Here is an 11,406-nt window from a genome sequence, read left to right on the forward strand (position 1 = left end):
CCGAGGAGCCGGCGCCGAGCCCGCGCATCACCGTCGTCCAGGCCCTGCCCAAGGGCGACCGGGGCCGACCCCGTTCCCCGGCCGAGTCGGCGGCCCACGGCGCGCCGCTCCCCCTGGCCGCGGCCGTCCCGCCCCTCAACGCCCCTGTACCGCCTTCTGGAGGTGGTAAGCGCCGTGGCCGGCCTCCCCGGTGTACGAGCGGCGCTACGGGACGCAGGAGCCCGGCGGCGGCGCCCATCCGACGGTCCCGCTCACGAGAACCCGAGCCGCCCTCCGCCACCGCCCGGCGCGGCCCCGGAAACAGGACGAACACCAACTTCTTCGTGGCCCTGCCGTACGGCCACACGCCGGTGGCCTACGGGCCCGACGGGCGGGCGCGGCTCTGGTCGCCCTCCGGTGCCACGCGGGGGTGGCTGCCACGAACGAATGGGCGGCGACGGTATACGCCCTGGCCGACCTCGCCGGCAGGCCGCCGACCGGGCCGACCCGCCGGTCCCGGTCTCACGGGCGCGGCTCTGGTCGCCCCATCCCGGTCCAGCACCACGCGGCGGTGACCGCCAGGGACGAATGGGTCGCGACGTACGGGCCCTGGCCGACCTCGCCGACAGGCCACCGCGCCGACGGTGCCTGCCGTCACGGGCGCGGCTCCGGTCGCCCTGACCGCGGTCCGTTGCCACGCGAGGGTGGCCACCACGGATGAATGGGCGGCGACGGTACGGGCCCTGGCCGACCAAGCCGGCAGGCCGCCGCGCCGGGTGGGCCGGCGGGCGAGCGGGGCCTGGGGCAGCCGCTGACGCGGATGCCGTGCGCCCGGCTTCGCGTGCTGCCGGGACGGACCCGCGGTGGCGGTCAGCGGCGCCGCAGGTCGGCGACCCGGCCCCGCTCCGAGCCCGTCGGCTGCTCCCCTCCCAGCACCGAGGCCGTCCGCAGCGCCCCGCCGGGCACCTGGCCCCTGCGCGGCCCCGGCAGCGGAGCGCGCCGTGCCGCCGGGACCTGCTCACCCCCCTGGTTCCCGCTCGCCCCGGCCACGGCGATCTGCACCCCCTGGTCGGCGAGGGCCTGCAACTCGGTGGCGGCACGGTCGTCGTGGCCGGGCGGCTCGTCGGTGACCAGCCGGGTGATGAGGTCGGTCGGCACGGTCTGGAACATCGTGTCGGTGCCCAGCTTGGTGTGGTCGGCGAGGACCACGACCTCGGCGGCGGCCTGCACCAGCGCCCGGTCGACGGACGCAGAGAGCATGTTGGACGTGGACAGCCCGCGCTCGGCGGTGAGCCCGCTCCCGGACAGGAAGGCCTTCGACACGCGCAGTCCCTGGAGGGACTGTTCGGCTCCGGAGCCGACGAGGGCGTAGTTGGAGCCACGCAGGGTGCCGCCGGTCATCACGACCTCCACCCGGTTGGCATGGGCCAACGCCTGTGCCACCAGCAGGGAGTTGGTGACGACGGTCAGTCCGGGCACCCGCGCGAGCCGACGGGCCAGCTCCTGTGTGGTGGTACCCGCGCCGACCACGATGGCCTCGCCTTCTTCGACGAGGCCCGCGGCGAGGTCGGCGATGGCCGTCTTCTCGGCGGTAGCGAGATGGGACTTCTGCGGGAAGCCCGACTCTCGCGTGAACCCACCGGGCAGTACCGCACCGCCGTGCCGGCGGTCGAGGAGTCCTTCTGCCTCCAGTGCCCGCACGTCCCGCCGTACGGTCACTTCGGAGGTCTGGACGACGCGGGCGAGTTCACGGAGCGACACGGCACCGTTCGCTCGCACCATTTCGAGGATCAATTGGCGACGTTCAGCAGCGAACACGAAACTGACAGTAACCCCAGCGACCGTCTGGTTTCAGCAGTTTGCGCCGAATAACAGAAGTTGTTCGCATGGTAGGGCGGGAGGTGGTATAGGGGTTACCCGCCCCGACTATGCCGCACGCATGCTCGACAACTCCCCGTGACCAGCGGGAAGTTCACCCCGACCGTCAGGCCTCGCCGGTCGCCTTGCGGGTGTGGAGCTGCCGGGCGACCTCCGCGATCGACCCCGAAAGAGAGGGGTACACCGTGAAGGCGTTCGCGATCTGTTCGACCGTCAGATTGTTGTCGACGGCGATCGAGATGGGGTGGATGAGTTCCGAGGCGCGGGGCGCCACGACGACACCGCCGACGACGATGCCCGTACCCGGACGGCAGAAGATCTTCACGAAGCCGTCCCGGATGCCCTGCATCTTGGCGCGCGGGTTGCGCAGCAGGGGCAGCTTGACGACCCGGGCGTCGATCTTGCCCGCGTCCACGTCCGCCTGCGTGTAGCCGACGGTGGCGATCTCGGGGTCGGTGAAGACGTTCGAGGAGACCGTCTTCAGGTTCAGCGGGGCCACCGCGTCGCCCAGGAAGTGGTACATGGCGATGCGCCCCTGCATGGCGGCGACGGACGCGAGCGCGAAGACGCCGGTCACGTCACCGGCCGCGTAGACACCGGGGGCGGTCGTGCGCGACACCTTGTCGGTCCAGATGTGACCCGACTCACGCAGCTTCACGCCGGCCTCCTCCAGGCCCAGGCCCGCGCTGTTCGGGACGGCGCCGACGGCCATGAGGCAGTGCGTGCCGCTGATGACCCGGCCGTCGGCCAGCGTCACCTCGACCCGGTCGCCGACCCGCTTGGCGGACTGCGCGCGGGAGCGGGCCATGACGTTCATGCCGCGGCGGCGGAAGACGTCCTCCAGGACGGCGGCCGCGTCCGGGTCCTCGCCCGGCAGCACGCGGTCCCGGGACGAGACGAGGGTCACCTTCGACCCCAGCGCCTGGTAGGCGCCGGCGAACTCGGCACCGGTCACGCCGGAGCCGACCACGATCAGCTCGTCCGGCAGCTCGTCGAGGTCGTAGACCTGGGTCCAGTTGAGGATGCGCTCGCCGTCGGGCTGGGCGTCGGGCAGCTCGCGCGGGTGACCGCCGGTGGCGATGAGGACGGCGTCGGCGGTGAGGGTCTCCTCGGTGCCGTCGGCGGCGGTGACGACGACCTTGCGGGACCCGTCGAGGGCCTGCATGCCGTCCAGCCGGGCGCGGCCGCGCATGACCCGGGCGCCGGCGCGGGTGACGGAGGCGGTGATGTCGTGGGACTGCGCGAGGGCCAGCCGCTTCACCCGGCGGTTGACCTTCCCCAGGTCCACGCCGACCACCCGGGCCGCCTGCTCCAGCGGCGGGGTGTCGTCGGCGACGATGATGCCGAGTTCCTCGTACGACGAGTCGAAGGTCGTCATGACCTCGGCCGTAGCGATAAGGGTCTTCGACGGCACGCAGTCGGTCAGTACCGACGCTCCGCCCAGACCGTCGCAGTCGACGACGGTCACCTCCGCGCCGAGCTGGGCGCCCACCAGCGCCGCTTCGTATCCGCCGGGTCCGCCACCGATGATCACGATCCGAGTCACGTACTCCATTGTCCCGCACGCTTCAAGGTGCTACTGCCCGGGGGCGGCACGGGATCGTTCCAGGGGCGGGAGAGGCCCGCGCGGCCCTGCCGTACCCTCTCCCCATGTCGCTCTATGCCGCGTACGCCGGCAACCTCGACGCGCGGCTGATGTCCCGCCGTGCCCCGCACTCCCCGCTGCGCGCCACGGGCTGGCTGAACGACTGGCGGCTGACCTTCGGCGGCGAGCAGCTCGGCTGGGAGGGCGCGCTGGCGACGATCGTCGAGGAGCCGCTGGCACAGGTCTTCGTCGGCCTCTACGACATCGCACCCATGGACGAGGAGTCGCTCGACCGGTGGGAGGGCGTGGGCCTCGGCATCTACCGGCGCGTGCGGGTCCGGGTGCACACCCTGGACGGCGAGGAGTCCGCCTGGACGTACGTCCTCAACGGCTACGAGGGCGGTCTGCCGTCGGCGCGCTACCTGGGCGAGGTCGCCGACGCGGCGGAGTCCGCCGGGGCGCCCCACGACTATGTGATGGAACTGCGCAAACGACCCTGCTGACGGCGTCGGCCCGGACGGATCCGGCCGCGCCCGCGGCAAGTAGGCCCTGCCTCGTCGAAAACGACAAGACAACGATCCCAATCCCGTGAGCTCTGTCATCTACGCGCGTAGGCGAAGACCGGCTACCCTCAGTCCCGTGAACGCATCTCTTCTTCCGGACGACATCCAGGGCGACCCCTACGCCGCCGCCGACGCCGCCGCCGCGCGCCTGCGCGAACTCACCGGCGCCGAGACCCACGACGTCGCCCTCGTGATGGGCTCCGGCTGGGCTCCGGCCGTCGACGCCCTGGGCGCGCCCGACGCCGAGTTCCAGGTCACCGAGCTGCCCGGCTTCCCGCCGCCGGCCGTCGAGGGTCACGGCGGCAAGATCCGCTCGTACTCCTTCGGTGACAAGCGCGCCCTGGTCTTCCTCGGCCGCACCCACTACTACGAGGGCCGCGGCGTCGCCGCGGTCGCGCACGGCGTGCGCACCGCCGTCGCCGCCGGCTGCAAGACCGTGGTCCTCACCAACGGCTGCGGCGGCCTGCGCGAGGGCATGCGTCCCGGTCAGCCGGTCCTGATCAGCGACCACATCAACCTGACGGCCACCTCGCCGATCGTGGGCGCCAACTTCGTCGACCTGACCGACCTCTACTCGCCGCGCCTGCGCACCCTGTGCAAGGAGATCGACCCCTCCCTGGAGGAGGGCGTCTACGCGCAGTTCCCCGGCCCGCACTACGAGACCCCGGCCGAGATCCGCATGGCCCGCGTCATCGGCGCGGACCTGGTCGGCATGTCCACGGTCCTGGAGGCCATCGCCGCGCGTGAGGCGGGCGCCGAGGTGCTGGGCATCTCCCTGGTGACCAACCTCGCCGCCGGCATGACCGGCGAGCCCCTCAACCACGAGGAGGTCCTCCAGGCGGGCCGCGACTCCGCGGCGCGTATGGGCGCGCTGCTCGGCCAGGTGCTGGGCAAGCTGTAAGCGGCCTGCTGTTCCGCCCGCCCGCTTCCCGGCCGACGGTCCCGGAGGGGCGGGTGGGCACACGGGGGTCCGGGGGCGGAGCCCTCGGCGATGACTAGGAGAGGTTGATCCCAAGGTGCACGACGATCTCATCAGCAGGGCCGAGGCATGGCTCGCCGAGGACCCCGACGCGGAGACCCGTGAGGAGCTCTCCCGGCTGATCGACGCAGGCGACGTCAAGGAACTGTCGGTCCGCTTCAGCGGCACCCTCCAGTTCGGCACCGCGGGCCTGCGCGGCGAGCTCGGCGCCGGTCCCATGCGCATGAACCGCGGCGTCGTCATCCGCGCGGCCGCCGGTCTCGCCGCGTACCTGAAGAAGAACGGCACCCCGCACGGGGACGAGAACGCCGGCCTCGTCGTCATCGGCTACGACGCCCGCCACAAGTCCGCCGACTTCGCCCGGGACACCGCCGCCGTGATGACCGGCGCCGGCCTGCGCGCCGCCGTGCTCCCCCGTCCGCTGCCCACCCCCGTCCTGGCCTTCGCGACAAGGCACCTGGGCGCGGTCGCGGGCGTGGAGGTCACCGCCAGCCACAACCCGCCCCGGGACAACGGCTACAAGGTGTACCTCGGCGACGGCTCCCAGATCGTGCCGCCCGCCGACGCGGGGATCGCCGCCGAGATCGACGCGATCGCCTCCCTGCACGACGTACCCCGACCGGACAGCGGCTGGGAGACCCTGGACGACGCGGTCCTGGACGCCTACCTGGCCCGTACCGACGCCGTCCTCGCCGCCGGTTCCCCGCGCACCGCCCGCACGGTCTACACGGCCATGCACGGCGTCGGCCGGGACGTGCTGGTGGCCGCGTTCGCCCGCGCCGGCTTCCCCGAGCCGGCGCTGGTGGCCGAGCAGGCCGACCCGGACCCGGACTTCCCGACGGTGGCCTTCCCCAACCCGGAGGAGCCGGGCGCGATGGACCTGGCGTTCGCGCGGGCCCGTGCGACCGACCCGGACCTCGTCATCGCCAACGACCCCGACGCCGACCGCTGCGCCGTCGCCGTGAAGGACGGGGCCGACTGGCGGATGCTGCGCGGCGACGAGGTCGGCGCCCTGCTCGCCGCGCACCTGGTACGGCGCGGAGCGACCGGCACCTTCGCGGAGTCGATCGTCTCCTCGTCCCTCCTCGGCCGGATCGCCGAGAAGGCCGGCCTGCCGTACGAGGAGACGCTCACCGGCTTCAAGTGGATCGCCCGCGTGGACGGCCTGCGGTACGGCTACGAGGAGGCCCTCGGCTACTGCGTGGACCCGGAGGGCGTGCGCGACAAGGACGGCATCACCGCCGCGCTGCTGATCACGGAGCTGGCCTCGGTGCTGAAGGAAGAGGGCCGGACCCTGCTCGACCTGCTCGACGACCTCGCCGTCGAGCACGGCCTGCACGCCACCGACCAGCTCTCGGTCCGGGTCGAGGACCTCTCCGTGATCGCCGACGCGATGCGCCGCCTGCGGGAGCAGCCCCCGACCGAGCTGGCCGGCCTGGCCATCACCCGCGCCGAGGACCTGACCCGGGGCACGGACCGGCTGCCGCCCACGGACGGCCTGCGCTACACCCTGGAGGGCGCCCGCGTCATCGTCCGCCCCAGCGGCACGGAGCCCAAGCTGAAGTGCTACCTGGAGGTCGTCGTTCCGGTCGCCACGCACGCCGGCCTCCCGGCCGCCCGCGCCCGCGCGACGCGCCTCCTGGAGTCCGTCAAGCAGGACCTGTCGACAGCGGCCGGCATCTGACACCGGACCGCCGCCACGACCGAACCGCCGGGCGCCCCACGGCACCCGGCGGTTCGGACTGCAGACATACGCCGGCTGGTGTGGGCCACGGCGCACCCTCGGCACCCGGCCCGCAGCCCGCATCCGTATCCGTACGAGCGGCGGCCACGGTCGGCTCGTGACCAGACGCTCCGGACAAGCCCTCAGCACGGGGCCATGCAGACAACCCCGGCGAGCCCGGACGCCCCGCCCTCAGCCGGTGCCAGCCCCCCGGCAAACCCGGAGCGCCCCGCACTCACCATGTGCAGGCATACCCGCGCACCCTCGGCACCCGGCCCGCAGCCCGTACACGTATCCGTACGAGCGGCGGCCATGGTCGGCCGTAACCAAGCACCCCCGGACGGAGCCCTCAGCGCTCGCCACTCAGTCACGCCAGCGCCCCGCGAGTCCACAGCACCTGGCCCTCACCTCGTGCCCGCGCCCGGCGAGCCCTCGGCACCCACCCAGAGCCGCACACCCGCGAGCCCTCGGCACCCGGCACTCACCCCGAGGCCAGCGCCCCGCGCTCACCCCATGGCAAGCAGAATCGCCAGCAGGATGGCCCCCGCCACGGCGGGCGCGGCCACCTCGTAGGCCCAGCGGACCGTGATCTCGCCCTGGGCCGGCTCCGCGTCGGCGCGGCGGTCCAGGAGGTCGCGCAGGTCGTCCATGACCTTGTCGGTCTCCGCCCGGGTCGGCCCGGCGGTGTCGTCGCGCTGGCCGAACCCGCCGCCGAAGCCGAAGCCACCGGGGCTGAAGCCGCCCGCCCCGAGCCCGCCGATCCGGCCGGTGGCCGAGCTCCCCCGGGCCGCGTCCGCCGCCGCCCGGGCCTGGCGGCGCTCGGCACGCTTGCGGGCCCGCAGCGAGACCGGGACGGCCCACAGCTGGTACTTGGCGCCGGACTTCGCGACGACCTCGTTGGAGAAGCTGGAGCGCAGATACTCGACCTGGCCCCAGGGCACGGTGATCACCCGGAACGGGTTCCGGATCCGCAGCCGCTCCTCGTTCGCGAAGACGGCGGGGCGGATCGTGAAGGCGATCACCAGCGGAAAGACCAGGATCATTCCGGCGAGCGCCAGCCACGGGGTGCGGCCGTGGCCGCGGAACAGCGCGTCGAAGCCCAGCCACGCGACGATCGCGAGCAGCAGCACGCCGCCCGCGAGCGCCATGGGCGAGCGGTAGATCCGGTCCTTGGCGGAGGGCACCGGAGGCTGTGACGCGGGTGACTGGTGGTCCGGGGTCGTCATGGCCCCGATTGTGCATGACGCGCCCGCGGGCGCCGCCACGCGCCCCGGTACCGGCGCTCATCCGTGATCGACAAGGGCCGAGTTGAGCGTCCGGGGTGTACAGCAGCTACGCGCGTAGATATGCTCGTCTGGTGACCATGCCCACCACTGCACCCCCAGCCAACGCTCTCGCCGACGTCACCGCGTCCGACAGCACGCTGCGCCGCTTCCTGCACGGGCTGCCCGGCGTCGACGCGGTCGGCCTGGAGGCGCGCGCCGCGTCTCTGGGCACCCGTTCCATCAAGACCACCGCGAAGGCGTACGCCATCGACCTCGCCATCTCGATGGTCGACCTGACGACGCTGGAAGGCGCGGACACCCCGGGCAAGGTCCGGGCGCTCGGCGCCAAGGCGGTCCACCCCGACCCGACGGACCGGACGACCCCGACCACGGCGGCCGTCTGCGTCTACCCCGACATGGTGGCCGTCGCCAAGGAGGCCGTCGCCGGTTCCGGCGTGAAGGTCGCCTCGGTCGCCACCGCCTTCCCGGCCGGCCGCGCCGCCCTCGACGTGAAGCTGGCCGACGTCCGCGACGCCGTCGCCGCGGGCGCCGACGAGATCGACATGGTCATCGACCGTGGCGCGTTCCTCGCGGGCAAGTACCTGAAGGTGTACGACGAGATCGTCGCCGTGAAGGAGGCCTGCGGGACGAGCGCCCGGCTGAAGGTCATCTTCGAGACCGGCGAGCTGTCGACGTACGACAACATCCGCCGCGCCTCCTGGCTCGGCATGCTGGCCGGCGCCGACTTCATCAAGACCTCCACGGGCAAGGTCGCGGTCAACGCCACCCCCGCCAACACCCTGCTGATGCTGGAGGCGGTGCGCGACTTCCGCGCCCAGACCGGCATCCAGGTCGGCGTGAAGCCGGCCGGCGGCATCCGCACCACCAAGGACGCCATCAAGTTCCTCGTCCTCGTCAACGAGACGGCCGGCGAGGACTGGCTGGACAACCACTGGTTCCGCTTCGGCGCCTCCTCGCTCCTGAACGATCTGCTGATGCAGCGTCAGAAGCTGGCCACCGGCCGCTACTCCGGCCCCGACTACGTAACGGTGGACTGATCACCATGGCATCCGCATTCGAGTACGCACCAGCGCCCGAGTCCCGCTCGATCGTCGACATCGCGCCCTCGTACGGCCTGTTCATCGACGGTGAGTTCACCGAGGCCGCGGACGGCAAGGTCTTCAAGACCGTCTCGCCGTCGACGGAGGAGGTCCTCTCCGAGGTCGCGCAGGCGGGTCCCGAGGACGTCGACCGCGCCGTGAAGGCGGCCCGCAAGGCGTTCGAGAAGTGGTCGGCGCTGCCCGGCTCCGAGCGCGCCAAGTACCTGTTCCGCATCGCCCGCATCGTCCAGGAGCGCAGCCGCGAGCTGGCCGTCCTGGAGACGCTGGACAACGGCAAGCCGATCAAGGAGACCCGCGACGCGGACCTCCCGCTGGTCGCCGCGCACTTCTTCTACTACGCGGGCTGGGCCGACAAGCTCGGCCACGCCGGCTTCGGCGCCGACCCCCGGCCGCTGGGCGTGGCCGGCCAGGTCATCCCCTGGAACTTCCCGCTGCTGATGCTGGCGTGGAAGATCGCCCCGGCGCTCGCGGCCGGCAACACGGTCGTCCTCAAGCCGGCGGAGACCACCCCGCTCTCGGCGCTGTTCTTCGCGGACATCTGCCGCCAGGCGGGCCTGCCCAAGGGTGTCGTCAACATCCTCCCGGGCTACGGCGACGCGGGCGCCGCGCTCGTCGCGCACCCGGACGTGAACAAGGTGGCCTTCACCGGCTCCACCGCCGTCGGCAAGCAGATCGCCCGCACGGTCGCCGGCACGCGGAAGAAGCTCACCCTGGAACTGGGCGGCAAGGGCGCCAACATCGTCTTCGACGACGCCCCGATCGACCAGGCCGTCGAGGGCATCGTCACCGGCATCTTCTTCAACCAGGGCCAGGTCTGCTGCGCGGGCAGCCGCCTGCTCGTCCAGGAGTCGGTCCGGGACGAGCTGCTGGACGCCCTGAAGCGCCGCCTGTCCACGCTGCGCCTCGGCGACCCGCTGGACAAGAACACCGACATCGGCGCGATCAACTCCGCCGAGCAGCTGGCCCGGATCACCTCGCTCGCCGAGCGGGGCGAGGCGGAGGGCGCCGAGCGCTGGTCCCCGGCCTGCGAACTGCCCTCCTCCGGCTACTGGTTCGCCCCGACGCTCTTCACGAACGTCACCCAGGCGCACACCATCGCCCGCGACGAGATCTTCGGCCCGGTGCTGTCGGTCCTCACCTTCCGCACCCCCGACGAGGCGGTCGCCAAGGCGAACAACACGCAGTACGGCCTGTCGGCGGGCATCTGGACCGAGAAGGGCTCCCGGATCCTCGCCGTCGCCGGCAAGCTGCGCGCCGGTGTCGTCTGGTCCAACACGTTCAACAAGTTCGACCCGACCTCGCCGTTCGGCGGTTACAAGGAGTCGGGCTTCGGCCGCGAGGGCGGCCGCCACGGCCTGGAGGCGTACCTCGATGTCTGATCGGCTCACTGTCTTCAAGACCTACAAGCTGTACGTCGGCGGGAAGTTCCCGCGTTCCGAGAGCGGCCGGGTGTACGAGGTGACGGACTCGAAGGGCAACTGGCTGGCCAACGCTCCCCTGTCCTCGCGCAAGGACGCCCGGGACGCGGTGGTCGCCGCGCGCAAGGCGTTCGGCGGCTGGTCCGGCGCGACCGCCTACAACCGCGGCCAGGTCCTCTACCGCGTCGCGGAGATGCTGGAGGGCCGCAGGGACCAGTTCGTCCGTGAGGTCGCCGAAGCCGAGGGCCTGTCCAAGTCGAAGGCCGCCGCGGTCGTGGACGCGACGATCGACCGCTGGGTCTGGTACGCCGGCTGGACCGACAAGATCGCCCAGGTGATCGGCGGCGCCAACCCGGTGGCGGGCCCGTTCTTCAACCTGTCCTCGCCGGAGCCGACCGGTGTGGTCGCCGTGCTGGCCCCGCAGGAGTCGTCGTTCCTGGGCCTGGTCTCGGTGCTCGCCCCGGTGATCGCCACCGGCAACACGGCCGTCGTGGTCGCCTCCGAGAAGGCCCCGCTGCCCGCGCTGTCCCTCGGCGAGGTGCTGGCCACCTCCGACGTCCCGGGTGGCGTGGTCAACGTCCTGTCCGGCCGTACGGCCGAGATCGCGGCGCCGCTGGCCGCGCACCAGGACGTCAACGCGATCGACCTCGCGGGCGCCGACGAGGGGCTGGCGAAGGAACTGGAGATCGCGGCGGCGGACAACCTGAAGCGCGTCCTTCGTCCACAGCCTGTGGACTACTTCGAGACGCCGGGCATCGACCGGATGACGGCGTTCCTGGAGACGAAGACGGTCTGGCACCCGACGGGCTCGCTGGGCGCGTCCGGTTCCTCCTACTGACGGGGCCACCGCGCGCGTGAGGTCGGCCTCCAGGGCGTCGAGGCGGGCCACGGCGTC

Annotated in this window: 9 protein-coding genes; 6 read left to right on the forward strand and 3 right to left on the reverse strand. The window is 72.5% G+C overall.

What is annotated here, in order from left to right; translation table 11 throughout:
- Positions 1–849: 849 nt before the first annotated feature.
- Together ACWEN3_RS30665 and ACWEN3_RS30670 are read right to left on the reverse strand one after the other, a co-directional pair.
- Complete coding sequence (locus ACWEN3_RS30665) at positions 850–1,761, reverse strand: DeoR/GlpR family DNA-binding transcription regulator (RefSeq protein WP_452977183.1); 912 nt, start codon at positions 1,759–1,761, stop codon at positions 850–852.
- Positions 1,762–1,963: 202 nt separating this feature from the next.
- Positions 1,964–3,412 (reverse strand): NAD(P)H-quinone dehydrogenase, encoded by a 1,449-nt coding sequence (locus ACWEN3_RS30670; RefSeq protein ID WP_452977186.1) that lies wholly within the window; start codon positions 3,410–3,412, stop codon positions 1,964–1,966.
- A 95-nt stretch (positions 3,413–3,507) separates the two neighbouring features.
- Between ACWEN3_RS30670 and ACWEN3_RS30675 the strand changes: the two genes are divergently transcribed.
- The 3 genes from ACWEN3_RS30675 (at position 3,508) to ACWEN3_RS30685 (ending at position 6,668) form a co-directional block, all read left to right on the forward strand.
- Positions 3,508–3,945: a gamma-glutamylcyclotransferase gene (locus ACWEN3_RS30675; protein ID WP_452977188.1), complete on the forward strand. Its 438-nt coding sequence runs from the start codon at positions 3,508–3,510 to the stop codon at positions 3,943–3,945.
- 136 nt (positions 3,946–4,081) lie between these two features.
- Complete coding sequence (locus ACWEN3_RS30680) at positions 4,082–4,906, forward strand: purine-nucleoside phosphorylase (RefSeq protein ID WP_452977191.1); 825 nt, start codon at positions 4,082–4,084, stop codon at positions 4,904–4,906.
- Positions 4,907–5,021: 115 nt separating this feature from the next.
- Positions 5,022–6,668 carry a phospho-sugar mutase gene (locus ACWEN3_RS30685; protein ID WP_452977194.1) on the forward strand — a complete coding sequence of 549 codons (1,647 nt, stop codon included), beginning with the start codon at positions 5,022–5,024 and terminating at the stop codon, positions 6,666–6,668.
- 545 nt (positions 6,669–7,213) lie between these two features.
- On the opposite strand, the gene ACWEN3_RS30690 is transcribed toward ACWEN3_RS30685, so the two are convergent.
- The gene (locus ACWEN3_RS30690; protein ID WP_452977197.1) at positions 7,214–7,933 is read right to left on the reverse strand and encodes a PH domain-containing protein; all 720 of its coding nucleotides are present in this window, start codon (positions 7,931–7,933) and stop codon (positions 7,214–7,216) included.
- Positions 7,934–8,070: 137 nt separating this feature from the next.
- On the opposite strand from ACWEN3_RS30690, the gene deoC reads away from it, so the two are divergent.
- From deoC to ACWEN3_RS30705, 3 genes are read left to right on the forward strand one after another with little or no spacing between them, the layout of a single operon-like run.
- Entirely contained in the window at positions 8,071–9,030 is a 960-nt protein-coding gene (deoC, locus tag ACWEN3_RS30695; protein ID WP_452977200.1) for a deoxyribose-phosphate aldolase, read from the forward strand.
- A 5-nt stretch (positions 9,031–9,035) separates the two neighbouring features.
- Entirely contained in the window at positions 9,036–10,472 is a 1,437-nt protein-coding gene (locus tag ACWEN3_RS30700; protein ID WP_452977203.1) for an aldehyde dehydrogenase family protein, read from the forward strand.
- A complete protein-coding gene (locus tag ACWEN3_RS30705) occupies positions 10,465–11,349 on the forward strand; it encodes an aldehyde dehydrogenase family protein (RefSeq protein ID WP_452977205.1) in 885 nt (294 codons plus the stop codon). The genes ACWEN3_RS30700 and ACWEN3_RS30705 overlap by 8 nt, the downstream gene beginning before the upstream one ends.
- Positions 11,350–11,406: the final 57 nt, after the last annotated feature.

Source organism: Streptomyces sp. NPDC004561, from assembly GCF_053602155.1.

What these genes read in the sequence shown, in the direction of transcription:
- ACWEN3_RS30665 (WP_452977183.1), bottom strand. Translation starts at nt 1,761, where the DNA reads ATGGTGCGAGCGAACGGTGCCGTGTCGCTCCGTGAACTCGCCCGCGTC.
- ACWEN3_RS30670 (WP_452977186.1), bottom strand. Translation starts at nt 3,412, where the DNA reads ATGGAGTACGTGACTCGGATCGTGATCATCGGTGGCGGACCCGGCGGA.
- ACWEN3_RS30675 (WP_452977188.1), top strand. Translation starts at nt 3,508, where the DNA reads ATGTCGCTCTATGCCGCGTACGCCGGCAACCTCGACGCGCGGCTGATG.
- ACWEN3_RS30690 (WP_452977197.1), bottom strand. Translation starts at nt 7,933, where the DNA reads ATGACGACCCCGGACCACCAGTCACCCGCGTCACAGCCTCCGGTGCCC.
- deoC (WP_452977200.1), top strand. Translation starts at nt 8,071, where the DNA reads ATGCCCACCACTGCACCCCCAGCCAACGCTCTCGCCGACGTCACCGCG.
- ACWEN3_RS30700 (WP_452977203.1), top strand. Translation starts at nt 9,036, where the DNA reads ATGGCATCCGCATTCGAGTACGCACCAGCGCCCGAGTCCCGCTCGATC.
- ACWEN3_RS30705 (WP_452977205.1), top strand. Translation starts at nt 10,465, where the DNA reads ATGTCTGATCGGCTCACTGTCTTCAAGACCTACAAGCTGTACGTCGGC.